At 57.0% G+C, this 25,326-nt stretch carries 26 protein-coding genes; 12 read left to right on the top strand and 14 right to left on the bottom strand.

The window, feature by feature from the left end; translation table 11 throughout:
- Positions 1-135 precede the first annotated feature (135 nt).
- Positions 136-1,050 (top strand): EAL domain-containing protein, encoded by a 915-nt coding sequence (locus GWA01_RS01330; RefSeq protein ID WP_229316014.1) that lies wholly within the window; start codon positions 136-138, stop codon positions 1,048-1,050.
- Between the two features lie 189 nt (positions 1,051-1,239).
- Positions 1,240-2,451 carry a 5-aminolevulinate synthase gene (gene hemA / locus GWA01_RS01335; RefSeq protein ID WP_146793269.1) on the top strand — a complete coding sequence of 404 codons (1,212 nt, stop codon included), beginning with the start codon at positions 1,240-1,242 and terminating at the stop codon, positions 2,449-2,451.
- Positions 2,452-2,560: 109 nt separating this feature from the next.
- On the opposite strand, the gene GWA01_RS01340 is transcribed toward hemA, so the two are convergent.
- Positions 2,561-4,429, bottom strand: coding sequence for a Hint domain-containing protein (locus GWA01_RS01340; RefSeq protein ID WP_146793271.1), 1,869 nt, complete (start codon positions 4,427-4,429; stop codon positions 2,561-2,563).
- Between the two features lie 620 nt (positions 4,430-5,049).
- On the opposite strand from GWA01_RS01340, the gene thiC reads away from it, so the two are divergent.
- Genes thiC through purF form a run of 4 tightly spaced genes read left to right on the top strand, consistent with a single transcriptional unit; the run spans position 5,050 to position 9,307 of the window.
- Complete coding sequence (gene thiC / locus GWA01_RS01345) at positions 5,050-6,906, top strand: phosphomethylpyrimidine synthase ThiC (protein ID WP_146793273.1); 1,857 nt, start codon at positions 5,050-5,052, stop codon at positions 6,904-6,906.
- Between the two features lie 36 nt (positions 6,907-6,942).
- The gene (locus tag GWA01_RS01350) at positions 6,943-7,269 is read left to right on the top strand and encodes a hypothetical protein (RefSeq protein WP_229316013.1); all 327 of its coding nucleotides are present in this window, start codon (positions 6,943-6,945) and stop codon (positions 7,267-7,269) included.
- Between the two features lie 19 nt (positions 7,270-7,288).
- Positions 7,289-7,843, top strand: a complete 555-nt coding sequence (locus GWA01_RS01355; RefSeq protein ID WP_146793275.1) for a CvpA family protein — start codon at positions 7,289-7,291, stop codon at positions 7,841-7,843.
- A 24-nt stretch (positions 7,844-7,867) separates the two neighbouring features.
- On the top strand, positions 7,868-9,307 hold the full coding sequence (purF, locus tag GWA01_RS01360; RefSeq protein ID WP_146793277.1) for an amidophosphoribosyltransferase: 1,440 nt from the start codon (positions 7,868-7,870) through the stop codon (positions 9,305-9,307).
- A 75-nt stretch (positions 9,308-9,382) separates the two neighbouring features.
- On the opposite strand, the gene GWA01_RS01365 is transcribed toward purF, so the two are convergent.
- The 11 genes from GWA01_RS01365 to ccmC form a co-directional block, all read right to left on the bottom strand.
- A complete protein-coding gene (locus GWA01_RS01365; protein ID WP_228118278.1) occupies positions 9,383-11,599 on the bottom strand; it encodes a histidine kinase dimerization/phosphoacceptor domain -containing protein in 2,217 nt (738 codons plus the stop codon).
- Between the two features lie 167 nt (positions 11,600-11,766).
- Complete coding sequence (locus GWA01_RS01370; protein ID WP_146793279.1) at positions 11,767-13,257, bottom strand: S10 family peptidase; 1,491 nt, start codon at positions 13,255-13,257, stop codon at positions 11,767-11,769.
- Positions 13,258-13,372: 115 nt separating this feature from the next.
- Positions 13,373-14,767 carry a class II fumarate hydratase gene (locus GWA01_RS01375; RefSeq protein ID WP_146793281.1) on the bottom strand — a complete coding sequence of 465 codons (1,395 nt, stop codon included), beginning with the start codon at positions 14,765-14,767 and terminating at the stop codon, positions 13,373-13,375.
- A 138-nt stretch (positions 14,768-14,905) separates the two neighbouring features.
- Entirely contained in the window at positions 14,906-15,190 is a 285-nt protein-coding gene (locus GWA01_RS01380; protein ID WP_228118419.1) for a hypothetical protein, read from the bottom strand.
- Complete coding sequence (gene ccmI, locus GWA01_RS01385; RefSeq protein ID WP_146793285.1) at positions 15,190-15,924, bottom strand: c-type cytochrome biogenesis protein CcmI; 735 nt, start codon at positions 15,922-15,924, stop codon at positions 15,190-15,192. Before ccmI ends, GWA01_RS01380 begins: the two co-directional genes overlap by 1 nt.
- A gap of 3 nt (positions 15,925-15,927) precedes the next feature.
- The gene (locus GWA01_RS01390) at positions 15,928-16,386 is read right to left on the bottom strand and encodes a cytochrome c-type biogenesis protein (protein WP_146793288.1); all 459 of its coding nucleotides are present in this window, start codon (positions 16,384-16,386) and stop codon (positions 15,928-15,930) included.
- Positions 16,387-16,941: a DsbE family thiol:disulfide interchange protein gene (locus GWA01_RS01395; protein WP_146793290.1), complete on the bottom strand. Its 555-nt coding sequence runs from the start codon at positions 16,939-16,941 to the stop codon at positions 16,387-16,389.
- An 18-nt stretch (positions 16,942-16,959) separates the two neighbouring features.
- On the bottom strand, positions 16,960-18,939 hold the full coding sequence (locus tag GWA01_RS01400; RefSeq protein ID WP_146793292.1) for a heme lyase CcmF/NrfE family subunit: 1,980 nt from the start codon (positions 18,937-18,939) through the stop codon (positions 16,960-16,962).
- 6 nt (positions 18,940-18,945) lie between these two features.
- On the bottom strand, positions 18,946-19,476 hold the full coding sequence (gene ccmE / locus GWA01_RS01405) for a cytochrome c maturation protein CcmE (protein WP_146793294.1): 531 nt from the start codon (positions 19,474-19,476) through the stop codon (positions 18,946-18,948).
- Positions 19,473-19,637: a hypothetical protein gene (locus GWA01_RS12940; RefSeq protein ID WP_186819416.1), complete on the bottom strand. Its 165-nt coding sequence runs from the start codon at positions 19,635-19,637 to the stop codon at positions 19,473-19,475. The genes ccmE and GWA01_RS12940 overlap by 4 nt, the downstream gene beginning before the upstream one ends.
- On the bottom strand, positions 19,634-20,395 hold the full coding sequence (ccmC, locus tag GWA01_RS01410; RefSeq protein ID WP_146793296.1) for a heme ABC transporter permease CcmC: 762 nt from the start codon (positions 20,393-20,395) through the stop codon (positions 19,634-19,636). The genes GWA01_RS12940 and ccmC overlap by 4 nt, the downstream gene beginning before the upstream one ends.
- A gap of 148 nt (positions 20,396-20,543) precedes the next feature.
- Between ccmC and GWA01_RS01415 the strand changes: the two genes are divergently transcribed.
- Positions 20,544-20,966: an EVE domain-containing protein gene (locus tag GWA01_RS01415; RefSeq protein WP_146793298.1), complete on the top strand. Its 423-nt coding sequence runs from the start codon at positions 20,544-20,546 to the stop codon at positions 20,964-20,966.
- Between the two features lie 23 nt (positions 20,967-20,989).
- Here the strand turns inward: GWA01_RS01415 and GWA01_RS01420 are convergent, their stop codons facing one another.
- On the bottom strand, positions 20,990-21,484 hold the full coding sequence (locus GWA01_RS01420) for a hypothetical protein (RefSeq protein WP_146793300.1): 495 nt from the start codon (positions 21,482-21,484) through the stop codon (positions 20,990-20,992).
- 119 nt (positions 21,485-21,603) lie between these two features.
- Here GWA01_RS01420 and GWA01_RS01425 point away from each other — a divergent pair, with 119 nt between their 5' ends.
- Entirely contained in the window at positions 21,604-22,434 is an 831-nt protein-coding gene (locus GWA01_RS01425; RefSeq protein ID WP_146793302.1) for an EcsC family protein, read from the top strand.
- Positions 22,435-22,466: 32 nt separating this feature from the next.
- Positions 22,467-22,856, top strand: coding sequence for an MAPEG family protein (locus GWA01_RS01430; protein ID WP_146793304.1), 390 nt, complete (start codon positions 22,467-22,469; stop codon positions 22,854-22,856).
- A gap of 23 nt (positions 22,857-22,879) precedes the next feature.
- Here GWA01_RS01430 and GWA01_RS12945 read toward each other — a convergent pair whose 3' ends face one another.
- The gene (locus GWA01_RS12945) at positions 22,880-23,053 is read right to left on the bottom strand and encodes a hypothetical protein (protein ID WP_186819418.1); all 174 of its coding nucleotides are present in this window, start codon (positions 23,051-23,053) and stop codon (positions 22,880-22,882) included.
- Positions 23,054-23,166: 113 nt separating this feature from the next.
- Here GWA01_RS12945 and aat point away from each other — a divergent pair, with 113 nt between their 5' ends.
- The 3 genes from aat to GWA01_RS01445 are packed head-to-tail and all read left to right on the top strand — an operon-like array spanning position 23,167 to position 25,228.
- A complete protein-coding gene (aat, locus tag GWA01_RS01435; RefSeq protein WP_146793306.1) occupies positions 23,167-23,829 on the top strand; it encodes a leucyl/phenylalanyl-tRNA--protein transferase in 663 nt (220 codons plus the stop codon).
- Positions 23,826-24,638, top strand: a complete 813-nt coding sequence (locus GWA01_RS01440) for a hypothetical protein (protein ID WP_146793308.1) — start codon at positions 23,826-23,828, stop codon at positions 24,636-24,638. Before aat ends, GWA01_RS01440 begins: the two co-directional genes overlap by 4 nt.
- On the top strand, positions 24,635-25,228 hold the full coding sequence (locus GWA01_RS01445; protein ID WP_146793310.1) for a hypothetical protein: 594 nt from the start codon (positions 24,635-24,637) through the stop codon (positions 25,226-25,228). The genes GWA01_RS01440 and GWA01_RS01445 overlap by 4 nt, the downstream gene beginning before the upstream one ends.
- The last annotated feature ends 98 nt before the right edge of the window (positions 25,229-25,326 follow it).

Here is a 25,326-nt window from a genome sequence, read left to right on the forward strand (position 1 = left end):
ATCTTTTTGTGACCCATTCTCCGGCAAGACAAACCGGGAGGGTCCAAATTGCAAGATCTAGGATATGGAGCTGTTCATGGACCAGCGGGCTCCATAGGTGAAGCAGGGAGTGCATCCGGCTTTCGGATCAGTTCTGTGAAGGACGCTGGGGAAGGTACGAGGCGTCGGCCTGCACTCTCCGCATCAGACGCCGAGACGTTTGCCACAACGCTTCGGAGCCGCCGTGCGCGCCAGAAAAGCGCCCTCCCACCCCTTCGCTGGTTGCCGCGTATCCAACGCGGCAAAAACGGCGAAGAAACCCTGATCGGTGCTCAGGTTGATATGAGCCAGCTCTGGCTCTCTGTACCAAGGCGTACGATGCGCCGGGGAAAACGCAAATCTCTTGTCCAGCAGCAGCGGGAATTTGACACCGAACTGCTCAAGGCCGCCTGTGTGCAGGCAGCAACCTGGCCTGAAGGTACGAGACTTCTCGTGACGCTTGAAGATGATCAGGCTCCGGACACGGATTTCAATGCGCGCCTGGCCGAAATCCTGAAAGAAACTGGCTTTCCGTTTTCACGTCTTGATCTGGCTTTTCAGGAAGCTGGTCTGGGTCAGGACGATCAGGAAATTTGTTATACCCTGTCTGCTCTGCGTGATCAGGGAAGTCGCATTTTCATGGCTGGTCTGGGAACGCCGCCTTCCAGTCTTGCGATCCTGCGTGAGCGTGGCATCAACGGTTTGCTGGATGGCGTGCAGTTTGACGTCTCCCTGCTGACCGCATCTCCTCTGACCTGGGCGCCAGATGGGAATGTCGATATTCTTGATCCCGGAGCTGTGGCTTTTTACCGCGCCGTCCTGGAAGCTGTTGCAAGCGTAAATCTACAGGTTCGTGCAATCGGGGTGGATACTCCTGAACTGCTCGAATTCGCACGGAATGTTGGATGTGCCGAAATGTCAGGTGCCGTGTTGGCTCCGGCTGAGACGGCATCGCAGATCGCAGAGCGGTTTGATGCAATGTCGGGGCGTCCGCGTCGTCGTCGCATGAGCCGTACGACTGAAGGATTATAGTTCTTCAGAATGTTTTGATTGCCGAGAGGCAGATCTTTCAAGGTCTGCGGAAGTTTCGGATCATGAATTGGAGGGGGCGTTCTTTAGTGTTTTGCCCCACTTCATTCCAGCCGATAATTACCGTGAGATATTCCGAGTCTTGGCGCATCGCCGCTGGAAGACTAAATTGGCGCGCAGGAGATATGCGCAATGAATTATGATGCGATGTTCCAGTCCGCTTTAGATGGACTGCACGCTGATGGCAGCTACCGCTATTTTGCGGAACTCGAGCGCCGGGCCGGAGATTTCCCGAAAGCCTTTCACCACGGTATCGGCCGTGAAGTGACGGTGTGGTGTTCCAACGATTACCTTGGCATGGGACAGCATGCGGAAGTTCTCGCGGCCATGCACAAGGCTTTGGCCGAAACCGGTGCTGGCGCGGGGGGAACGCGCAACATTTCCGGTACGAACCACTATCATGTGGCGCTTGAGAAAGAGCTGGCATCCCTGCATGGCAAGGAAAGCGCCTTGCTGTTCAACTCAGGTTACCTTTCAAACTGGGTGACTCTGGGAACGATCGCTGCGCGCCTCAAGGGGTGTGTGGTGCTTTCGGATGCATCAAACCATGCTTCCATGATCGAAGGCATCCGGCACTCACGCGCTGAGAAGCAGATTTTTCGACATAACGATGTCGAAGATCTTGAGCGTCGTTTGAAGGAAATTCCTGCTGACGTTCCCAAGATTATCGCATTTGAGTCCGTGTATTCGATGGATGGCGACATCGCTCCTATAGAAGCGTTTTGTGATCTGGCGGATAAATATGGCGCCATGACTTATCTTGATGAAGTGCATGCTGTCGGAATGTATGGCGAGCACGGTGCGGGCATTGCTGAGAAGCTTGGGCTCTCACATCGCTTGACCGTCATTGAGGGAACGCTCGGCAAGGGGTATGGCGTGGTAGGTGGCTATATTGCTGCGTCGGCACCTCTTTGCGATTTCGTGCGCTCTTTCGGCTCCGGTTTTATATTCTCGACCGCTTTACCGCCGATGATTGCCGCAGGTGCTCTTGCGAGTGTTCGTTATCTCAAGAGAAGCCAGAAAGAGCGTGATGGCCAGCAGCGTGCGGTGGCTTACATGCGCGAAGCACTTGATCGTGCGGGCATCCCGCATGTTCAGAATGATAGCCATATCGTGCCGGTCATGGTTGGAGAGGCGGACCTTTGCCGGGCTCTTTCAGATGAGCTCCTGACGCGCTTTGGTCATTACCTGCAGCCTATCAATTATCCGACGGTCGCACGGGGTACGGAGCGGTTGCGCCTGACGCCAACGCCTTTGCATACCAATGAGGATATTGATGAGATGGTGGTGGCGCTTTCTACGCTGTGGCAGGAGCGTCAGCTCAAGCGTTCAGTAGCCGCCTGACTATACTGGCGGTCTCGATAAGTCCTTAAATGGTTTCGAGACCGCTGTCTGGGCTGGCTACCGTCCATGAGAGCGGTAGCTAACCCAACTTATTTGGCTAATTAGGAAGTCAGGCTGCTTTTGCTGCAGTTGTGGATGCCTCGGTTGAGGATGCGATAATTCGCAGGCTCAGAAGAGCTGACGCATTAGGTTCGCGGGAGCTGAGATCCAGACGCGCATTGCCGTTGGTCCAGCGCATTGTCCCGTCTTCAACATTGCACCAGCCATCTGTCGATACGGATGTCAGGTGTGATGTCATTTCTTTCCAGGAGCCTCCATCCCACAGAGTTGCAGTCCCGACAAGGACGCCGAGCATGCGGCGATCGTCTACGAAAGGACCAATCGTGTCGAATGGGCGTGCCGCGCCGCTGACGATGCGGACTGTATCGATACCTTCTGGCAGCATGAAAAGATGCTGATCGCCACGTACGCGCATTGCACGCAGGCGTCCACCGTTCTCAAGCTGTAGATACAGACCGGTTGATGCTGCTCCGTTGACCGGGGCGTGAGTTGTGGAAGGCTCATAACCTAGGGAGGCCGCGCGTTCGACGAGGCCCATATAGATGGTTTCTACCCGTGTGCGCTCCGTGAGGAGGGGGAGTGCTGCATCTTTTTCCCATGTGAGGGCGTGAAGGCGCGTGACCTGTGCGTCTCCCATCAGAGCATCCGAGCGATGACCGCAATCCAGATAGCTTTCTGAGAGGGCGCCCTCTGCGATGAGGATGGAGTGGTTGAGTGTTTCTACGTGGTAATAATTGTAATCCGTGATGGTACGATCGTAGATGATCGACATCCCGTTAACCAGCATGCGCGCAGGAATAAAGCCGCCGTCCAGAGCCATGCAATGCTCTGGTGTCACCAGAAGGTCACGTGACGGGATGCCGTCTGCCAAAGCGCCTGCGCGAATGCGAACGGGCGTGTTGTCGACATCGCCCATGCCAGAGGTGCCTGTCGTCATGCGGGCGTGGCCCATGCGAATGATGACGCGTGACAGCGTCTGATCGCCCTCGCGGACACTGATCATGTCGCCGGCCTTAAGACTCTCGACTGCTCGCTCGCCATCTGGGGTGAGGAGCATCGTTCCTTCCAGGTAGCAGACGGCGTTGGAGCCTGTTGCGATGTTCTCAACGCTCCAGCTGCCATCGGTATTGCTGATGATTGTTGGTTGACCAGGAGCTGAATTGGCTCCCAGAGAGACCTTGGTGAGCGTAATGTCGTTGCCAGAGTTGTTGGTTGAGAATTTGATGGTGAGCGTATAGGTGCCATCGTTATTGGATGTCAGAGAGGCGCTTTGAGGAACATTGCCGCTCTTGAGGACGGTAATTGTCGAATTGGCATCAAGTCCTTTGATGGGTGTCGTGAAGGACTGCTGATAATCGGGCAGTGCAATGCTGTTCTTTTGTCCGGTCGTGGATGGCGTTCCAAAAGTAATTCCCGCTCCACCCACGTTGCCGTTAAGATAGAGTGTGGATCCGTTGTTCAGTACGGTCGTCAGGCTTCCCATGCCGCCCAGACTTGTGGGGCTACCAATGCTCGAATTATCGAGCACGACTGTCCCGGTTCCATCAAAGCTTTTGCTGTACGTGGTGATTGTCGAGGCGCTGTTAAAAATCTGCAGGGTGCCGTTGATCGTCACACCACCGAGGAGAGCAGAACCGGGCGTGTTGAAGGCCAGGGTACCTCCCTGATCAATGGTCAGCGTGTTGCTGTTGAAGACCTGTGACGTAGAATTTGTATTGACCGTAAGTGTTACTTTATTGCCGATTTCCAAAGACCCAATAGTCCGGCTGTCAGCCTGGTCGTAAATGATCGTCGTCGTGCCACTAGAGGGCGTAGAGATAACGGCGTTAGTCCATTGTGACTGTGGAAGAGTATTTGTGCTCCAGTTTCCTGCATCAAACCACTTGTTGGAAACTGTACCAACCCAATTAACTGCCATAATGAATCCATAGATGTGAGGAGACAAGTCTGCTCTCAAGGAACGATTGAAATTCGTCGGATTTTGAGGGAGACCAGTTGTTGCCGGGTTGTTATCAAATTTCAAACTGGTTCACAATTGGTTTATTTCCCGAATCCAATGAATAAATTTTACAAATCATTTATTTTTACGAGGAGCGCGTTCCGCAGCTTTGTTGCGGTAAAAGAACTAATTGTATTTTTAGAGAAGTGTTGATAGGTTTTATGTTGATGAAATCTCAATAGGTTGGATTTTATTAGAAAAAATTATTTCATAATCGAATTTTAAAAATATTTAAATTTGGGTAGAGACATTTTTTATTGGTTTCCGTCCTGACAAAGACTGGATTCTTAATAATCGTTGACAGTCATGGCCATTCCTTAGAAAAATCGCCTTAACCAGGGGGAGCTTCACTCAAGAAGCTGAGAGGCCACAAGCGAGATCCACGATCTTGCAGTGTGGCGACCCTGCCGGCGCACTGTGCGTCCGGGGAACCTGATCCGGTTAAGACCGGCGGAGGGAATGGTGTCGAATCATGTATTCTGTTTCGGAGCGGAATCTGTGCTGTCGCGTCCCGTCGGGTTCGAACGGGAAGCGAGATCATGGATATCACAAGCAAAAATGACGTCATCCAGGGCCCAGGCTATGGAAAGGTTACGACAGGCCCGATAGTGGGTTCGTGTAAGAAGTGGTCTAGCCCTCCGGGCAGGCCCGATATCCGTGTGCCTTATCGCGAAATCGCGCTCGATCCTTCTGCGAACGAAGAGCCAGTGCGGGTTTATGATACGTCTGGACCATATACCGAGAGCGATGCGGACATTGATGTAAACCTCGGTTTGCCCATGCCGCGTGCGAAGTGGCTGGAAAAACGCGGCTATGCGCGCGTGACGCCACGCGAAGTGCTTCCGGCCGATAATGGCTTTGCAACCGAAGGTCAGGCTGTCGCCGCATGTCCGGCACCGCACGACGTATATTCCGGTGCTGGCGCCACACTGGTCACGCAGTATGAGTTTGCGCGTGCAGGCATCATTACGGAGGAGATGATTTACATCGCTCACCGTGAGAATGCATGCCGTGCAGAGATGGTGCAGGGCGCAGAGGAGCGGCGCGCTGATGGCGAGGATTTTGGCGCAGAAATCCCGGCATTCATAACGCCTGAATTCGTTCGCGATGAAGTCGCACGCGGACGCGCGGTTATTCCGGCGAACATCAATCATCCTGAACTTGAGCCGGTTGTTATTGGGCGCAATTTCCTCGTGAAGGTGAATGCCAATATCGGAAATTCGGCGGTTACGTCCTCGGCGGCAGAGGAGGTGGAAAAACTCGTCTGGTCGATCCGGTGGGGCGCAGATACGGTCATGGATCTTTCGACGGGCCGGAACATCCACAATATCCGTGACTGGATCATGCGCAATTCACCCGTACCGATCGGGACAGTGCCGCTGTATCAGGCGCTTGAGAAGGTCAATGGTGTTCCAGAAAAGCTTACCTGGGAAATCTTCCGTGACACCCTGATCGAGCAAGCGGAGCAGGGGGTGGATTACTTTACCATCCACGCTGGTGTCCGCCTGCAGCATGTTCCGCTTACGGCAAAACGTACGACGGGCATCGTCTCGCGGGGTGGCTCCATCATGGCGTCATGGTGTCTCGCCCACCACCGTGAGAGCTTTCTCTATGATCATTTCGAAGACATCTGTGACATCATGCGCCAGTATGACGTTACATTCTCGCTTGGTGATGGCCTGCGCCCAGGGTCAATTGCGGATGCGAACGACGCAGCGCAGTTTGCGGAGCTGGAAACGCTTGGTGAGCTGACGAAAATCGCCTGGGCCAAGGGGTGCCAGGTGATGATCGAAGGTCCGGGACATGTGCCGATGCACAAGATCAAGGTGAACATGACCAAGCAGCTGGCTGAATGTGGCGAAGCGCCTTTTTATACGCTTGGTCCACTAACGACGGATATTGCGCCGGGCTATGATCATATCACCTCGGGCATTGGTGCTGCGATGATTGGTTGGTTTGGAACGGCGATGCTCTGCTACGTCACGCCTAAGGAGCATCTCGGCCTTCCGGACAGGGCGGATGTGAAGGTCGGTGTGATTACGTATCGCATCGCGGCGCATGCAGCAGATCTGGCGAAGGGTCATCCGGCCGCGCAGCTTTGGGATGATGCGATTTCGCGCGCACGTTTCGAATTTCGTTGGCAGGACCAGTTCAATCTGGCGCTTGATCCGGATACGGCCCGTAGCTTCCATGATGAGACGTTGCCGAAGGAGGCTCACAAGACTGCACATTTCTGCTCGATGTGTGGTCCGAAGTTCTGCTCCATGAAAATCAGCCATGACATTCGCAAGGAAGCCGAGCGCAAGGATGGCATGGTGCAGATGAGCGAGACTTTTCAGGAACACGGGGCACGTTTGTACGTTCCGCAGGAAGAAGTTGTGTCTGCCGCAAAGTAAATCTTTGTAACGTTATCGGGATGGCTTGCGTCTGTCGTGCTTCATCCGCATCATGAGCGGATGGTACGACAGGAAGGCGCATCGCCGTCCCCTAAAAAACGCAAGGTTATCAAGCTGGCGAACCGTCTTGGGGCGTCAGCTACCACCTGTATTCTAGATGTTCTCGTCAATGACCGCCCGGGATTGATGAGAGACAGTGCTGTTTTTATGGATATTCTGGAGAAAATCTGGAAAGTCTGCGATGTTGAAGCTTCGGAAGTGTGGGCTGAGCTTGATCATCGGCTGAAACTCGCAGAAGACATGCGCGCGACTGGAACGCGCGTTCGCAAGGGCGGCCGCATTCGGTCTACAAAATTGCCCTGAGCCCAAATCGCAGGACGTGATGCCTGATTTTTCGCAGTTTTCCATCGATAGCCTGACGAGAATGGACATCGCGGCGTTGGTTGTGCTCGGCATGTCGGCGCTGTGGGGCCTGACCCGCGGGCTGGCGACTGAGCTTTCTGGCTTGGTCGCATGGGTGGCGGCTGTTCTGCTTGCCCTGCGCTATCATGCTGTGCTGGAGCCTTTCCTGTCTTCCTACATCAAGGAAAGCTGGCTTCTGTCTGGCGCCAGCGATCTCATTGTTTTCGTCGTGCTTCTGCTCTTTTTCAGCAGCATAGCGGCCCGGGTGGGGAATGCCGCACGCAACTCTCTTCTGGGAGGCGTGGATAGAATTCTGGGGGCGGCTTTCGGAGTGCTGCGAGGCTATTTCGTTCTGGTGGCGCTTTATCTGCTTGCCGAAACATTCTTTGGGTCGCTTACGTCATATCTGACGCATGGAAGCGTTATTGCCCCTTACATTGTGGCCGGGGCGACCCATCTAGTGGGCTATCTGCCACATTTCATGCAGCCACATCTTGCGTCTCCCGTCACAAGCGGTCATGACGCCACGTTGTAACCCTGTCCGGAGAGGCCGCGCCGAATGACCCAGTCCGACACACTCAACCGTCCGTATGAAGAATGCGGCGTGTTTGGCGTCTGGGGGGTGCCGGATGCTGCGGCGGTTACCGCTCTCGGCCTGCACGCCCTGCAGCATCGTGGCCAGGAAGCCGCCGGTATCGTCAGCTTTGACGGCGAGCGCTTTCATCAGCACAAGGGCCTCGGCCTTGTTGGGGAAGTTTTCGGTGACAGTCGGGTTATCGCGACGCTGCCGGGAACTGTTGCAATTGGCCATAACCGGTATGCAACGACAGGCGGAACGCATGTCCGAAATGTTCAGCCGCTCTATGCCGATTACGAATTTGGCGGGTTGTCTGTCGCCCATAATGGCAACCTGACGAACGCTGCGACGCTGCGTCAGGCGCTGGTGAAGCGTGGCTGTATTTTCCATTCCTCTACGGATACGGAAGTTTTTGTCCATCTCATCGCCATTTCGCTTTATGCGAATGTGCTGGATCGTCTGATTGATGCGGTCAAACAGGTGAAAGGGGCTTATTCCCTGATCACTCTGACACCCAATGACGGGCTGATCGGAATGCGGGATCCGCTGGGCGTGCGCCCGCTGGTGTTGGGGCGGATGCATGGGCATGAGAAGAACAACGGTGGCTGGGTCCTTTCAAGTGAGACCTGTGCGCTTGATATCATTGGTGCGGATTTCGTTCGTGACATCGAGCCCGGCGAGATTGTTGTCATTGATGACAGCGGTCTTCGCTCGATGCGTCCATTTGGCAATCAGGGCGGTCGGTTCTGCGTCTTTGAATACATTTATTTTGCACGACCGGACTCTGTCCTTGAAGGTCAGGCGGTTTATGAAGCCCGCAGCCGTATTGGCCGTGAGCTGGCGCGTGAGAGCGGCGTCGATGCGGATGTTGTTGTTCCGGTTCCGGACTCTGGGGTGCCCTCAGCGATTGGCTATGCGGCTGAGAGCGGCATTCCTTTTGAGTTGGGGATTATCCGCAACCACTATGTTGGCCGCACCTTCATCGAACCCACGGATCAGATCCGCAATCTTGGCGTCAAGATGAAGCACTCTGCCAACCGCCCGGTTCTGGCTGGTAAGCGCGTCATTCTTGTGGACGACTCCATCGTGCGCGGAACCACATCGCGCAAGATCGTGGATATGGTTCGCGCGGCTGGTGCGACTGAAGTGCACATGCGCATTACGTCTCCTCCGACCAAACATGCCTGTTTCTATGGCATTGATACGCCTGAGGAGAGCAAGCTCATGGCCGCGACGCATACGCTTGAGGAAATGCGTGAGGCCATCGGTGTTGATAGTCTTGCATTCATGAGCTTCGATGGCCTGTATCGGGCACTGGGGCATGAAAGCCGCGCAGAAGGTGCTGGGCGCTACTGTGACGCCTGCTTTACCGGGGATTACCCGATCAGTCTGGTGGACAAGGAAGGCAAGCTCGTTTCCTGAGTGGCCCTTACTTTTTTCTCTGTACGGCAAAGAAAATTCGGCCTCCTTTCCTTCCGGAAGGGAGGCCGAATTGCTTTATAGGCCCTGCGGGGCGCTGTCCGGATCAGGGTGCATGAAGTCATGCTGCTGTTGGGAGATTTCTATAGGGATCGTGATGACGGCCTGAAGGCCCGGAGAGAGGTTATTGTACGCAATAACCCCGGACAGGCTGCTCACCACCGCCTTCATCATGCGCGTGCCGAAGCCCTGACTTGATTCCAGCTTGATGGAGTTCTGCCCCTGATCCGCCACCGTGAGAACGATGCGTTCATTCACCTGAGTGAGGCAAATCCGGAGAGGCCCTGCGGCACCATTATAGGCATATTTGCTGGTATTGATGACGAGTTCGGTCAACAGCAGGCCCACGTTGATGGCGCGATCTGCAGAAATCAGGACCGAGACAAGCGATAGCCGTAACTGCTGTTTCCAGCCTTCACCGAGGGAAAGGCACAGTTCTTGCATCAGTTCTTCAAGATAGCGGGCGAGATCTATCAGGCCAAAATGGTCATCACGATACAGTCGCCGGTGCACAAGGCCGATGGCAGAGATGCGATTTTGAGCCTCGCCAAGGGCCTTGGCTGTTTCCTCATTACTCGTGCCGCGCGTCTGGAGTTTGAGAAACGACGTGACCATTTGAAGGGAATTCTGGACACGGTGGTTAACCTCCCGGATCAGAAAGTCTTTCTGTTGCAGAAGATTTTCCCGCTCCTGCAATGTCGTGTTCAGCGTGTGGTTCAGTTCCCTCAATTGCTGGTTTTGGTGGTCTTCTATCAGCGTTCTGCGCAGACGGCGGGCGGCCTGTATCTGCTCGTTGTTCCATCGGGGTGCACGACCGCGGACTGTCTGTTCCCAGGTCTTGAAAGACGTACGGGGATGAAGGTTTCCCTGCTCGTCGGGTCCTGCCTTGTGAGGATTGCCAGCCCATTCAATGGTTTCAACCAGCTCGATTCGTGACCAAATCAAAACGATTGGTTTCTGGAAAGGAAGAGTGATTGCCAGAACGCCTGCGGACAATTCTGGATAGTGTGCAGCACCGGGGAAAATAGCTTCAAGATTGCTGGTGCTGAAGACGCCATAGTTGCTTTTCAGGCGCAGCCAGTCCCTCATGAGCAGGATGTTGGATTTTTCGGGCAGGATGCCGCTTTTAAAAACTTCTGTTCCGCAGACGATCGCAAAGCCATCACATGGAAACAGGGTCTGAAGATCAGGCGCGAGGGCGCGTACGCTGTCGAGCACGGATGCCTGGGTGTCCATCCGCGATGACAGGAATTCCATCGCATTTCGAAGGCGCAGACGCTCCTGGTATGTGACCAGTTCTTCCTTGTTGCGGAGTTGGCGTGCCATAACGCCGGCAAGTGTCCGGCAGGCTGCACGTACGTCTTCACCGACCTGTCTCGGCGTGACGTTGTGGCATGCAATGAGGCCCCACAACATGCCATCCACGATTAGCGACACCGAAGCCGAGGCGGCGATCCCCATGTTCTTCATGTATTGCAAGTGGACGGGGGAAACACTGCGGAGCTGGACATCGCTCATATCCATACCCGACAGACCCGCGCTCTGTGGGCGAATGGGGGCTGCTTCGTAAGACACATCCGGAATGACGCGGATGCGGTTGCGGATATAGAGCTGCCGGGCCTGACGAGGAATGTCGGAAGCGGGAAAATGATGGTTGAGCAATGTTGGCAGGGCGTCAGAACGACTTTCTGCAATGACCTGTCCGCTGCCATCTTCGAGAAAGCGATATACGACGACTCTGTCATAGCCCATGAGCTGACGAAAAATCTGCGCGCCTTTGTGGCACACTTCAGTAATGTCAGGGCAAAGCTCGAAGCGCTCAGCCGTGGCGTCAATTTCGCCGAAGATATCCCATGTCAGGAGTTTTTCTTCCTGCAGTGGCTCCAGTTCGACATATACATGTGAATCCGAGTTTCTGCGGATCGCACTGAAGGTTTCGCCATTAAGGCCCTTCACGCGGACGTCGGACAGGGACGGCATATGAGGCGTTTCTAGCCTTGCCCGGGAAATTCCTAGCAATGAAGGCAGTGCTTGCCCCAGCCAGTCCGATGCAAGGCGCTCTTCAATATGTCCCGCCCCGGCAATGACCGAAAGGGTTTTGGCGTCTGCGATCAGCAAGAGGCCGTAAGGTTGAATGGCATCGGGCCGATGAATGGGTTCACGGTCACATGACGTGACCAGAGCCTCCGACAGAGACCGTGAGGACTTGGAAGAAGGCTCTTGTGGGGCGGTCAAACTTCACCATTCAATGTGTGGAGCAGGAAGCGATTATATCTGCTGGAGAGCTTTCCCGCTACAGATCATGGATGGGCATTGTTTGCGAGGTCGGAGGAGGTCGGCCGGATCAGGACGTTCCGGCTGTGTTCTCCTCCATTTATCGCTACCAGTTTGTTGGTGTCAATTTATTGTGCCGCGTCCTGCTGCATCCATGCGTTTACATCCTGCGCAAGCGCATGGCGGCTGGCCGGGCGGGTATAGAGCATGTGCCCGCCCTGATAGAGATGTAGCGAAACGCGCTCGGCCCCTACCGTCAGATGGTCTTTCATCCAGCGTGCCGTGCCGAAGGGGCAGGCGAGGTCATAATAGCCATTGGCAACGAAAACGCGCAGGCCGGGATCGAGTGCCAGAAGCTTGTTGAGCACCGGGATCTGATGGATTGGCGCGGGGCCACCGTCGCTCCATTTCCAGCTTGCATTCACGCTCATGGACAACAGGTCATAGGTCAGCGGCGTGCGAAATCCGAGATCATTAGCCGCATAACCTGAGAATGCGTTGCCGTAGGCCCGGCCAAAGCCGAACAATGTTGGATCAGGGCTGTCTCCCAGACCGTCCGAAGCCGGGTCGGCGATGGACTGGGTGAAGTCATACAGGCCGTAAAGGCGGCCATTACGTGACATGATGTCATGCGCGCCAACGGCTGGAACGCCATGTTCCTTTGCGATGATCTCAGCTGGCAGGCCGGTGCGGGCAGCGATATCTGCATAGAAAGATTTGGCGTCTTCGCCGGTCGGGATCCGGTTGGCTACTTTGGTCAGATATGGACCCATCGCCCATTCATATGCAGCGGCTGCGCTTTCTGGCGTGACGCTCTGGTTCTGGTGCGCAGAAATCAGGCTCGGCATGAGGAGTGCTGCCGAGAGAGGGTTGTTGTCCGTATCAAGCAGGGGCATTTCCAGAGCTGGCGAGAGCATGACAATACCGTTGAGGAGAATGCCCTGTTCCATCTGAAGCGCATTCGCGACCTGGATGGAGCGGATGCCGCCGTAGCTTTCGCCTACAAGATAGTGCGGGGAGGACTGGCGGTTATTGTTGGCAGTCCAGAGTTCGATGGCTTTGGCAAACGCGCTTGCATCCTGTTTCACACCATAGAATGTGTCTCCGGCTTTGGTCGGATCAGTGGGCCGGGAATATCCGGTGCCGACAGCATCTATGAAAACCATGTCTGTTGCAGGAAGCCAGCTGTCCGGGTTGTCCCCAAGTTTGGCATGGGTGCCGTCAGTGGGGTCTTTTTCGGGCATGTTCAGAACCTTGGGGCCTGCAGCGCCGAGGTTCAGATAGGCCGTTGCCGCACCAGGGCCGCCATTGAAAAAGTAGGAGACGGGGCGTGTGCCCGCAGATGCGCCATCCTTTGTGTAAGCAACGTAAAACATCCGCGCAGTCGGCTTTCCGTCACTGTCACGCAGGATCAGCGTCCCGGCATGGGCAGTGTAAGCAATTCCGTTGAGATGATGTTTTGTGACTGAGTCCGCAGGCAGCAGCGCGGCCTGACCCTTGAAGCTGTCTGCCGAGGCCGGAGCCGCTGGGGTTGGCGTGGCCTTAGGAGCCTCGGCAGCATGGGCCGCTACGGGGGAGAGGAGCAAGAGGGAAAAAAGCAGCGCGCGGCGGGACATCATGTGTCGGTCGTCTCCGGATAAAGAAACAAAAGTCTTTACCGGGTATCAGGCTGACGTCATGGTCGCTACCGACCGGGCATGAAGTTTTCGTCATGCCCGGGCACAGATGTCTGCCTCAGACCTTGATGTTGGGTCCGAGCATCAGTCGTGGATCAGCCACCCGATCGTATTCCTCGGACGTCATGAAGCCGAGTTCGAGTGCAGCTTCACGCGGGCTTTGGCCTTTTTCCATGGCATGATGTGCGACCTGTGAGGCCTTGTCGTAGCCGATGGCAGGGGAAAGGGCAGTAACGAGCACGAGCGAGCGCTCCAGATCATGCTGGATTCGTTCCCGGTTCGGCTTGATGCCTTTCACAAGGTATTTGCGGAAGTTTTCCGAGCCATCATGAAGGAGGGTGATGCCCTGCATGATGTTGTGGATCATGAGCGGCTTGTAAACATTCATGTCCAGCATGCCCGATGCACTGCCGAAGCCAACAGCCACGTCATTACTCATGACCTGAATGGCCAGCATTGCGAGGGCTTCCGCCTGTGTCGGGTTAATTTTGCCGGGCATAATGGAAGAGCCGGGCTCGTTTTCGGGAAGGTGCAGCTCTCCGAAACCTGCACGCGGGCCGCAGGCGAGGAGGCGGATGTCGTTGGCAATCTTGAACAGGCTGCCCGCTGTTGTGCGCAGGCAACCAGAGAGATGTGCCAGCGCGTCATGTGCGCCCTGCAATGCGAACTTGTTTTCGCCGCTACTAAAGGTGAGGCCAGTGACACGTGCGATTTCTGCGCAGGCGCGGGTGTCAAACCCGACATCCGTATTAACCCCGGTGCCCAGCGCCGTGCCGCCGAGAGCCAGTGGCAGTAACCCGTCCCGGGCGGCTTCCAGGCGGGCGATGTTTTCGGTCAGCATGCCGGCATAGCCGTACCATTCCTGACCGAGCGTGATGGGAACAGCATCCTGAAGATGCGTCCGCCCGACCTTGACCAGATCGCGCCATTCCTCAGCCTTCTGGGCAATGGCGTCCCGCAGGCGGGCCAGGGCTGGGATCAGTCGGCGATGCGTTCCAAGGACGGCAGCAATATGCATCGCACTGGGAAAGCTGTCGTTGGATGATTGTGACATGTTGACGTGATCATTCGGGTGCAGCGGAATCTTGCTGCCCAGTGCGTTGCCCGTGAGCTGGCTCGCACGGTTTGAAATCACCTCGTTGATGTTCATGTTGAACTGCGTGCCCGAGCCGGTCATCCAAACATGCAACGGAAACATGCTGTCGTGCTGGCCGTCCGTAATTTCGGTGCAGACCTTCAGGATAAGGTCACGGCGCTCCTCGGAGAGGCGGCCACTGGCTGCGTTCGAGACGGCGCAGGCACTTTTGAAGATCGCGAAAGCCTCGATCATTTCATGCGGGATCAGCTCGCGGCCGATGCTGAAATACTGGAGGGAGCGCTGGGTCTGTGCGCCCCAAAGGACATCATCCGAGACTTCGATCTTTCCCAGACCATCGGTTTCGATGCGGCTCATGATATGTTCGGGCTTTCGTGCAGGGGGAATATGCAGACGCCCGGCCCAGCAGTGCTGACCCGGGTGGGCGGACCTCAACGGCTCCGTAGCGTTCACGGCAAAGGATCCCTCCCCGAAGGACAGGGTGCCTCTGCCGGATTATTTGGGGTTCAGCCAGCGGTCTCCGCCGAAACGGTTATGTGAGAACAGGAAACCCGAGGCCAGCCCTACACCTGCGAAGATAATGGTCCAGAGTGAGACAGGCAGGATCAGCGTCGAAAGGGCTGGAAGGATAATCAGGCCCGCAAGCGCGCAGACTGCTGATTCGATGTGTGTAGGGCCAAAATGACGCGCCGCGCCGCAATGCGGGCAGCTTTCAGCGGTTGGGCGGATCTTCTGCCGACAAACCGGGCAGAGGACGATTGCGGTGAGGGCGGGTTCCATCACTGGCCGTTATTCTCCTGATGTTCACCCACGGCAATACGGGCTTCCACCGCCATACGCCATGGAGCATTGGGAGGGGCCTCTGCCAGGGCGCGGCGATACAGTTCCAGACTTTCCGGAGATATATGACCTAGCTGCTGGCTCTGCAGTTCTGCAAGCCGGATTGCCAGTTCTGGCGTGAAATGTGCCTCAAGAGCGGCTTTCCAGTCCTTGATCGCGTCCTGTGTCAGGCCTTCGCGCTCCTCAACCTGGCCGAGAAGCATGTGCCCCATGGCATAATTCGGGTCCGTCGCGGCCATGGATGTGACTTCGGCCTGAAGCTTGCGGATCATCTCCAGTGCTTTTGGATCCGGTGTCGTGTGCCGTTCTGAGAGTGGCTGCGGAGGCAGGGATGGATGGCCGTTGACGATATAAAGGCCAAATGCTGCAAGAGGGATGAGGACAGCGATGCCGATGAGTGGTGTCAGGCTGCGTCCTGTTGCGGTTTTCAGCTCAGGGTCGGCTGCTGCTTCATCGGCAGCCAGAAGGCGTCGCTGGATTTCCAGTCGTGCTGCATCAAATTCCTCGCCGTTCAGCAGGCCGATCGTGCGATCCCGGTCGAGTTCCGTGAGTTGCCCTCTGTACAGGGCAAGCGCCGAGTCTCGTGCGTCCACGCGGTGGCGGACACGGCGCAGTCCCATAAGAGACGGAATAAGCACAATGGCCGCAACAATCAGGATTCCCAACCAGAACAAAATCTACTCCCGGCCCGAAAGGGCATCCAGACGTGCGCGCTCATTATCTGTGAGCGGCGAAGGGGTGGCGACACGGCGCATGGCCGTACGCCAGGCAATAAGAAGTCCTGCGATCAGAGCAACAAGCGGCATCAGCCACAAAAGTGCAGTGGACAGGGAGAAAGTGGGCGCAAGCCGGATAAATTCTCCGTAGCGCTGTGTCATCCAGTCCATGATCTGTTGGTCGCTCTTGCCTGCGGCGACCTGTTCACGAACCACCTTGCGCAGATCACGGGCTAGGGGCGCACTGCTGTCCTCAATGCTTTCATTCTGACACACAAGGCAGCGCAGATGGGCGCCTATGGCCTCGGCGCGCTTTTCCTGCGCCGGATTCGGCAGCATCTCGGACGGATCATCCACGGCAAAAGCCACGCCACCACAGACAAGACCCGCAGCAAGCAGGATAGCTGAAAGCCGTTTCATTCAGAGCCTCGCCAGATGCGGACGAATCTCGGACTCGAAGAGCGCTGGATCAAGGGCAGCACTTCCGTGCCAGACGATACGGCCGCCGGGCATCACCAGAAAACTCTCCGGGACGCCCGTCACGCCCCAGTCGATCGCAACCCGACCATGCCGGTCCGATGCGACGCGGGCATATGGTGTGCCATCACGCTTCACAAATGCGCTCGCATTTTCGGGTTTGTCTTCATAGGCCACGCCCCAGATTGGGAGGTCGCGCGATATGGCGCGCAGGCCAGGCATTTCCTGCACGCAGGGAATACACCAGGAAGCAAAGAAATTGACTAGAACCGGGCGTGTCTGGGCGCGGAGTTCGGCGTCCGTGAAGCCATCTCCCAAACCCGGTAGTCCGGGTATGGCGAAATTGGGGACAGGCTTGCCGACCTGAGGGTTGTTAATGGCGCGCGGATCAAAGGTGCCTGTGCGCATTCCACTCAGGATGCGCCAGAATCCCAGTCCCAGCACTCCGGCGCCAACGATGGGAAGCGCGGTGATGATACCGCGTCGGGTGGCGTTCATTCTCAGCCCCTTATCTGTTCAGGCACGAGCCATGTTGCGGATGCTGGAGCGCTTGGGGGCTCCAACCCGCAGGCGACGGTCCGAGAGGGAGAACGCGCCGCCAATGGCCATCACAAGCCCACCAAGCCACATCCATGGTGCCAACGGGTTGCGGTGCAGGCGCAGGACGTAAGTGGTGTTTGCGCCAGAACCATGACGGTCCCCGATCACACCGTAAAGATCCGTAATCAGATTGGTGTGGATCGAGACTTCAGTTGTCGTCTGGTTCTGGGTGGTGAAGTCCCTGCGCTCGGGGTGCATGATTGTCACGAGACGGCCATTGTGATGGATTGCGATGTCCGCCCGCATGGCTTTGTAATTCGGGCCGATACGGTCATGTACGTCCAGCAGGGTCCAGTCATCGCCGCCGAGGCTGCGTGTTTCGCCAACATGGATTTCAACGATCGCATGCTCGGCCTGTGACATTCCGCAAAGACCCAGCACCACGATGCCGGCCCCGATATGTGCGAGTGCGGCGCCCCAGCTTGAGCGAGGCAGGGAGCGCGCACGGGCAATCATGCCCCGAACGCCAGTATGGCCAAGGCCCAGGCGGCGCAGAACGTCCGACACGGAAGCCGCAATCACCCAGATGGCCAGAATACCGCAGGCGACCGGGAGTATCCCGGAAAGCTTCCAGAAGCATAGTACGACACCAATAGCCGCAACACCTGTGGCGGCATAAAGATGCGAGAATGTTTTGGCGAGCTGCGCCCGTTTCCATGGAAGTGCCGTTCCGACGCCCATCGCAAGGAGTAGAGGCAGCGTGAGCGGAATGGTGGCGGAGTCAAAAAAGGGCTTGCCCACCGAGATCGTGCGCCCGAACAGAAGCTGCATGAATGGCGGGTACATGGTGCCCGTCACCACGACCGCGCAAATCGAGCACAACAGGATGTTGTTCAGGACCAGAGATCCTTCACGGGAGATCGGCGAGAACAGACCTCCCGACGTCAGTGACGGTGCGCGCCATGCAAACAGTGCCAGCGATCCGCCAATGACCAGAGCCAGCAGGCCGAGAATGAACACGCCGCGTGCGGGGTCGTTAGCGAAGGCGTGGACCGAGTTCAGAATCCCGGAGCGGACAAGGAACGTGCCCGAGAGTGAGAATGAGAACGTCGCGATGGCAAGCAGGACCGTCCAGATTTTCAGGCCTTCGCGCTTTTCCACGACGATTGCGGAATGTACGAGGGCAGTGCCTGTAAGCCATGGGATCAGGGACGCATTTTCGACTGGATCCCAGAACCAGTAGCCACCCCATCCGAGGACATAATAGGACCACCAGGAACCCAGCGCGATCCCGCAGGTCAGGAAGCACCAGGCTGCGACTGCCCAAGGACGGACCCATCGGCCCCATGCGGCATCGACACGTCCCTCGATCAATGCGGCTACAGCGAACGCAAAAGGCACCGCGAAGCCGACATAGCCGGTGTAGAGAATAGGAGGGTGGAATGCGAGGCCGGGGTCCTGCAGAAGCGGGTTCATGCCCTGACCATCCATAGGGGCGGGGAACACCCGCTCGAATGGATCAGATGTCAGAAGGCAGAAGAGCTGGAAGCCTGCCGAAACCCCACCAAGGATCGCAAGGACACGGGCGCGAAGGATATCGGGGAGGTTGCGGCCGAAAACCGATACTGCCGCGCCGCAAAGGCCGAGAATGAGGGTCCATAGAAGGACAGAGCCCTCGTGATTTCCCCACACGCCGGTGATTTTATAGAGCAGCGGTTTAGCGATGGAGGAGTTAGCCGCGACGTTCTGGACTGAGAAATCGTCTCGTACGGCAGAGAGCACGAGGCATGCGAAAGACATTGCCAGAGCGATGAGCTGCGATACGGCAAGGTATGGGGCCAAGGCCACCATACGGCCATTGCGGCGGGCTGCTCCCCAGAGTGGGAGAACAAACTGGACAAGCGCAAGAACGCAAGCGAGGGCCAGGGCAAAATGGCCCTGTTCAGGTCCGAACATGAAAAATCAGCCTCCGGTCTTTAAGGACTGGGTATCAGAGGCGGGCTTCTTCGCCGTCATGGTGTCCCAGCTTGAGGCATCTGGTGCCTTGCCAAAGCGCGGATCCCATTTTCCGGTGCGCTTGAGTTCGTCTGCAACTTCTTTGGGCATGTATGTTTCATCATGTTTGGCGAGCACTTCGCTGGCGGTGAAATCACCATCCCGCTGGAGGCTGCCAAGGGCCACAACGCTTTGTCCTTCGCGGAACAGGTCGGGCAGGATGCCGGTGAAGTGCACCTCGATTGCCGCCTGTCCGTCTGTAATCTGGAAAGCGTTTACGGGCTCGCCGTTATGGGTTTCGCGGTGCAGGGAGCCCGCAACGACCATCCCGCCCAGCCGCACCGTCCGGTCTGCGGCGGGCGGGTGTGCCTTGAGCTGGGACGGGGCCATGAAGAAGACGATATTCGATGAGAAAGCCCGGAGCGTGAGGCCAGCTGCCGAGCCGATACAGGCCACGCATGCAATGACCATCCACAGACGGCGTGTCTTGCGCTTCATGCTGCAGTTCCCCGGCGTCGGCTGTGGCCTTCAACAGCGGCTAAACGGGCTTTTGAACGCCTGAGGCGCAGCATCGCGCTGATGGCCAGAAAAGCCGAGCAACCCAGTGTCAGGGCGTAGGATGCCGCGATGTATTGCCAGTGAGCGGGAAGATTGGTCATGCGGCGTGCGTATCCGTGCGATCAAGGCGCGACCGTGCCAGAAGTTGGCGCGTGCGGCTTTCGTGGATGGCGGCGCTGAGCCGCGTGAAAATGACGGCGGCAACACCAAGCGTAAAGCCAAGCGTTGTGAGCAGCAGAGGCCACAGCATGGTCAGGGACATGGTGGGGGCGCCGGTCAGCGTGATGCTGTCTGGCTGGTGCAGGGTGTTCCACCATTGCACACTGAATTTGATGATCGGCAGGTCAACGGCACCTGCGAGCGCCAGAACAGCGGCGGCTTTCTGGCCGCGTGCGGGTTCGTCGAATGCGCGGATTAGGGCGATATGACCCAGATACAGGAAAAACAGGACCAGAACGGATGTCAGCCGTGCATCCCACACCCACCATGTCCCCCACATTGGCTCACCCCAAAGGGAGCCTGTGACAAGGCAAAGTGCGGCAGCGCAGGCTCCGACAGGACCAATCTCGATCGCAGCCAGATCAGCCAGAGGATGACGCCAAACCAGAGAAAGCACGCTGCAGACGGCAAGTCCGAGATAACAGGAGGATGCGAGCCAGGCCATCGGCACATGCACGTACATGATGCGGACAGTCTCGCCTTGCTGCCAGTCTGCCGGAGCAAAGAACAGGCCCCACGCAACTCCGGCGCCGAGAAATAGCAACGCTCCGGCTGTCAGCCAGGGGAGAAGGACGCGGGACAACCGCAGGAACTGCCCCGGATTGGCGTATCGATGGAGCAGATTGGGCGTGGCGCGCACGGGAACTTGCAACTCCGTAAAGGTTCCCGTTTGAAATAGTCCGAAGTACTCCGCGGCGAAAGGGGCGCGTTGTCTCATTGTTCCGATCACTGTTATCACGTTTACCTGAGTGACGGGCAAATGGTCGTGTTCGGCGGAGGAGAAACGTGTGGCGTACTGGCTTGTAAAATCTGAACCCGAAGCATTTTCATGGGCACAGCAGGTGCATAATGTGGTCGAGCCATGGACGGGGGTGCGCAACTATCAGGCGCGCAACAATCTCGCAGCCATGAAGACTGGTGATCTGGCGTTTTTTTACCACTCGGTCAGTGAGAAGCGTATCGTGGGCGTGGTTGAAGTGGTGCGGGAAGCTTATCCGGACCCTACGTCAGAAGACCCGCGATGGGTCTGCGTTGATGTCAGGGCTTATGGAGCGTTCGGTAAGCCGATTAGCCTTGCAGGCATTAAGGCTGACCCAGAGCTTTCGGAAATGGCTCTTCTCAAGCAGTCACGCCTGTCTGTAGCGCCGGTAACGGATGATGAATTTCGGTATCTGACGGACCGGGGTGCGTGGGTCCGCCCGGCAAAGTAGCCGGGCTGTCGCGAGTCTTAATCTTAGTGAATGGGGGATGCGTCCCCGTTCACCAGAATATTCGTCTGACCATTTGACGGATGCCCGGCATAGGTCGCGGGGGTGTCTTCGTTATAATAGGGCGATGTTACTGGGGCATTGAAAATGACCGGAACGCCGAAGATGCTGAAATGCGACGGCAGATTGTTCGGGCCGTTGGTTTTCTGCTCTGCGTTGGGGCCGGGCAAGCCTAGCGGCTCATGCGTTCGTACCGTGGCGCTGTAGTTGGCAAGAGCTGTCTCCGAGTCCTCGACCTCTTCATAACCATGTGGCGGTGGAGGGGCGCCACCATCGGGCAATGCGACCTGCTGGGCCGGTGTGAGAGGCTTCTGTGCAGTTGCGAGAGACGGCGTGGAAGGCGCAAGGGTATTCACTGCACCCGAAGCATGAGAATGATGCGGATGTGCTGCTATGGCCGGTGAGGCCAGCACGGTGGCTAGAATGGGGATGGAAAGGATCCACCTGGGCGATGTGGTCATTTTGGTCACTCTCCTTCCCCTGAGGGCGCTGGCATGAAGCCCGATGCCCTCATGATACGTTATAAAGCTGGATACCGGGTAACTGGTTTCAGGTCTTACGAACAGGAGTTTTGATCGCCATGACCGTAGAGAATGGCTCGCAGCTTCCAACCAGCCAATTTGCATCCCTCGCGCTGGATGGGGACTCGCTTGCACAGCTTCAGTCTGTTCTGGCGAAGGTTGAACAGGGGCGTGGCGTGCTGGTGCGTCTGGCTGACCTCATGGGGGGGGCGGTAGGGCAGGCTGCCCGACTCGGTCTGAAGGGTATAGGGCTGGCGCCGTCAGTTCAGGAAAAGATCCAGAAGACTGCCGAGATAGCCATCAGCCGCGCATTCAATGTCGCGATTGTCGGCATCAACAACGACGTCCCTGCTGAGCGTGCGCCCTGGCGCGAGAATGCCGGTCAGGCGGCAGTTGCTGTTTCCGGCGCCTTGGGAGGGTTTGGTGGCATCATCGGGATTGCCCCGGATATCGGCTTCACCACGCTCACCATCATGCGTGAGATCGCGCAGGTCGCACGCGAGGAGGGGGAGGACCTGCGGGACGAAGACACGCGCCGCGCCTGTCTGGAAGTGTTTGCGCTCAGAAGTTTTGTCAGTGGTCGCAAGGATGAGGAAAACGAACTCGGCTTCTTCTCCGCTCGGGCTTTGCTACGTGGTCGTCCGGTCGTGATGCTGGTTGCTGAGGTTGCCTCTCATTACGGCATTGGCCTGTCGCGTAAATTCGCAGTTCAGATGGTTCCTGTGGCCGGTGCGCTTTGTGGTGCGTCTTTGAATGCTGCGTTTCTGGCCCATTATCGCGCTGTTGCGCGGGCACATTTCACGATCCGTCGTCTGGAACGAAAGCATGGCGTGGCCGTTCGTGAAGCAGCGGAAGATATGCGGGAAGGGGCGTCCGAGACGTTTTCCTGACGGTCTGCTGAACTGCATCGCAGGAGTAAAGAATGTCTACGGGTCTGATATGGCTGGGCTGTACGCTTTTTCTGGCGTTAGCCCAGATATTCCTTGCAGCTGCGGCCAAGCGCCAGCAGGACAGCACAAGCTGGGCGATGGGCAATCGTGATGGCGAGCTGCCGCACTATACTGGTGTTGCTGCGCGTCTCAGCCGGGCGCAGCAGAACCTGTTCGAGACGCTGCCGATTTTTATCGGCGCGGTGCTGCTTGCCCATGTGTCGGGGCATGATGGCAGGATGGTCGCGTGGGGTGCGGGCCTCTATTTCTGGGCACGGGTGCTTTATGTTCCGGCCTATGCGTATGGCTGGGGCCCGCGGCGGACAATGATATGGTTCGTCTCGATCCTGGGGCTACTTCTGGTGTTTGCCGGGCTGCTCTGAACGCGAAAGAGCAGGCCGTGGTGTTATCCGCGCACCTGGTGGCTACGGGAACGCCAGAGATCCAAGGTCCCGGAGATCACAATCCCGATCAGGCAGACCACGGCGAGCATGGAAAACACGCCGTGCCAGCCCGGAGCGATCAGACGCAGTATTCCGATAATGACAAGACAGGTCGCATAAACAAAAGCGAGCGGCATGGTTTATTCCCTTGAAGCCGAACCGGGCCTATCACAGTCAGATGTGCAAGCGCCAGAGATCTCTCTTCAAGTGTGCATTGAATATACAGAATTGTTGAAAAGACTTTGGCTTCATGACTGACATTACTCCGGAACTTGTCCTGAGAGCATATGCATCGGGTCTGTTTCCGATGGCGCCCGACCGGGACAGCCCTGAACTGGAATGGTATTCACCAGAGGAGCGCGGAATTCTTCCTCTGGACGGCATGATCGTATCGCGGAAGCTTATGAGGCTTGCTCTTTCGGGCAAATATTCGGTGTCTTCCGATACGGCCTTCGCAGAGGTGATGGATGCCTGCGCCGAACCAGCTCCCGGGCGTGAAGACACATGGATCAGCGAGCGCATTCGCGGTCTGTACTGCGCCCTGCATGGCATGGGGCAGGCGCATTCGGTTGAGGTCCGGCGCGATGGAAAGCTGGTAGGCGGGCTTTATGGGGTCTCCCTCGCCGGGGCTTTTTTCGGAGAGAGCATGTTCTCCCGTGAAAGCGATGTATCGAAGCTTGCGCTCGTTCATCTTGTCGCCGGACTGCAGAAGGGGCGCTATCGCCTTCTGGATACGCAGTATACAACGTCACATCTGACAGGGCTCGGGGGGATCGGCATTCCGGCCGATGATTACCGCGCCTTGCTTCATCAGGCTTTGACGGTCAAGGCGTCATGGCCATGTGATTTCAGTCTTTCCGCCTTGCGCGAGTTCATCGTGCCTCTGCGGCGACATTCGGGAGATCCGTCATGAACCTGTTCCTCAGTGGACGTTCCTTTGCCCTGGCTGCTGGCCTTATGCTCGCTGGCCAGTCCTTTTCCGCACATGCCGACGATCACCCTCGCCTCGCGCCGACGCGTGACGTCACCGTGACGTACCGTATGCTGGCGAGCAAAACGTCTCCGCAATCACAGGATGTGAAGGTCTATTTTTCCGGTTCGGGTGATTTGCTGCGTATTGATTCGTCCGATGGGCATGGCGTGACCATTCTCGATCGCCCGAACCAGAAAGTGACGCTCGTCATGCTGTCTCAGCGCGTCTACACGCAGTTTTCGCCGCGAGAAGGTCTGCGCAATCCGTTCCTGCTCGACCTGACGATGCATTATACGCCTGCCGGAGAAGGCAATATCGCAGGTGTTGCGTGCCATAAATGGTCCATCGATACGTCTCATGGCAAAGCGTCCGCCTGTGTCACTGAAGACGGCGTGATCCTGTCTGAGAGCGGTGTGGACGCGGATGGTGTTGAGGGGTCACTCGTGGCGCAGAAGGTCTCTTATAATGATATTCCCGCCTCGCTCTTTCTGCCACCTGAAGGCTTTGAGCGGATTCAGCCTCATCACCGCATTCCTTCTTCCGGAGAGGCTTCTGGTGGGACGCAGGCAGCGCCGCCCGTTCCGGGTGCTCCAGTGGCTGGCGCCGTGGGGGCCACTTCGGGACAGCCTGCTCTCGCACCTCAGGATCTGAGTCAGCCTTCCGTTCCTAACGACTCCGCAGGCGATGGCACTACATCTCATGCCGATCAGCCTCCCAGTGGCCCTTCTGTTGCGGCGCCTCAGAAATGAGGTTGGTGTTTGCCCTTCTGCTGATTGCGTCGGCTGGCGTAGCACATGCACAGGTTATGGAAACTTCATCGTCAGCAGCTTCGGGTTCTGGCGGTGTCGCTCCTCTCGTCACGCCATTGCATGATGCGGATATTACCTACCGCCTTGCCGGGCATGGTGATGTGCAGCTGCATCAGAGAATGCGCTGGACGAGTGCCACATGGCGCCAGCGTATTGACCCTGAGGGTTCTGCCACGATCATGCTGACAGATTACAAGGCGCATAAACTCATGGTGCTGAATACGGCAGACCACAGCGTCGCGCTGACCGAGGCGCCGGGCGGGGCATTTTCGGCCCCTGGAACGCCTGCTTCCGGATCATGGCGCAAGGTCGGACCTGCCGTGATCGCGGGAGAAGCCTGCACGATTTGGGAAAGTGCGGATACGGACAATCATCCGACCGATTTCTGTTACACGGATGATGGCCTGTTGCTGGGGGCCACACAGAGTGGCCGTCTGGTGGTGCAAGCTGTCTCAGTAGCGAGGGTTCCGCAGGATCCTCAGCTTTTTGAGCCGCCCGAAGGCTATCACCGCATTGAATCCGGGCACTGAAACTCGCTGATCTGGGGTAAGGCTTTCTGTTACAATTGGTTTGAGAGCTGCCACCAAGCGGGCCTTTTCCTGCCATGATCGGATGGCATCTTTGTCTT

Origin of the sequence: Gluconobacter wancherniae NBRC 103581 (assembly GCF_007988885.1) — a bacterium.
Classification (GTDB): Bacteria; Pseudomonadota; Alphaproteobacteria; order Acetobacterales; family Acetobacteraceae; genus Gluconobacter; species Gluconobacter wancherniae.

Excerpts from the sequence above, each read along its gene's own strand:
- hemA (WP_146793269.1), top strand. The coding sequence starts at position 1,240 with ATGAATTATGATGCGATGTTCCAGTCCGCTTTAGATGGACTGCACGCT.
- GWA01_RS01340 (WP_146793271.1), bottom strand. The coding sequence starts at position 4,429 with ATGGCAGTTAATTGGGTTGGTACAGTTTCCAACAAGTGGTTTGATGCA.
- thiC (WP_146793273.1), top strand. The coding sequence starts at position 5,050 with ATGGATATCACAAGCAAAAATGACGTCATCCAGGGCCCAGGCTATGGA.
- GWA01_RS01355 (WP_146793275.1), top strand. The coding sequence starts at position 7,289 with ATGCCTGATTTTTCGCAGTTTTCCATCGATAGCCTGACGAGAATGGAC.
- purF (WP_146793277.1), top strand. The coding sequence starts at position 7,868 with ATGACCCAGTCCGACACACTCAACCGTCCGTATGAAGAATGCGGCGTG.
- GWA01_RS01370 (WP_146793279.1), bottom strand. The coding sequence starts at position 13,257 with ATGATGTCCCGCCGCGCGCTGCTTTTTTCCCTCTTGCTCCTCTCCCCC.
- GWA01_RS01375 (WP_146793281.1), bottom strand. The coding sequence starts at position 14,767 with ATGAGCCGCATCGAAACCGATGGTCTGGGAAAGATCGAAGTCTCGGAT.
- GWA01_RS01380 (WP_228118419.1), bottom strand. The coding sequence starts at position 15,190 with ATGGAACCCGCCCTCACCGCAATCGTCCTCTGCCCGGTTTGTCGGCAG.
- GWA01_RS01390 (WP_146793288.1), bottom strand. The coding sequence starts at position 16,386 with ATGAAACGGCTTTCAGCTATCCTGCTTGCTGCGGGTCTTGTCTGTGGT.
- GWA01_RS01395 (WP_146793290.1), bottom strand. The coding sequence starts at position 16,941 with ATGAACGCCACCCGACGCGGTATCATCACCGCGCTTCCCATCGTTGGC.
- GWA01_RS01400 (WP_146793292.1), bottom strand. The coding sequence starts at position 18,939 with ATGTTCGGACCTGAACAGGGCCATTTTGCCCTGGCCCTCGCTTGCGTT.
- ccmE (WP_146793294.1), bottom strand. The coding sequence starts at position 19,476 with ATGAAGCGCAAGACACGCCGTCTGTGGATGGTCATTGCATGCGTGGCC.
- GWA01_RS12940 (WP_186819416.1), bottom strand. The coding sequence starts at position 19,637 with ATGACCAATCTTCCCGCTCACTGGCAATACATCGCGGCATCCTACGCC.
- GWA01_RS01420 (WP_146793300.1), bottom strand. The coding sequence starts at position 21,484 with ATGACCACATCGCCCAGGTGGATCCTTTCCATCCCCATTCTAGCCACC.
- GWA01_RS01425 (WP_146793302.1), top strand. The coding sequence starts at position 21,604 with ATGACCGTAGAGAATGGCTCGCAGCTTCCAACCAGCCAATTTGCATCC.
- GWA01_RS01430 (WP_146793304.1), top strand. The coding sequence starts at position 22,467 with ATGTCTACGGGTCTGATATGGCTGGGCTGTACGCTTTTTCTGGCGTTA.
- GWA01_RS12945 (WP_186819418.1), bottom strand. The coding sequence starts at position 23,053 with ATGCCGCTCGCTTTTGTTTATGCGACCTGTCTTGTCATTATCGGAATA.
- aat (WP_146793306.1), top strand. The coding sequence starts at position 23,167 with ATGACTGACATTACTCCGGAACTTGTCCTGAGAGCATATGCATCGGGT.
- GWA01_RS01440 (WP_146793308.1), top strand. The coding sequence starts at position 23,826 with ATGAACCTGTTCCTCAGTGGACGTTCCTTTGCCCTGGCTGCTGGCCTT.
- GWA01_RS01445 (WP_146793310.1), top strand. The coding sequence starts at position 24,635 with ATGAGGTTGGTGTTTGCCCTTCTGCTGATTGCGTCGGCTGGCGTAGCA.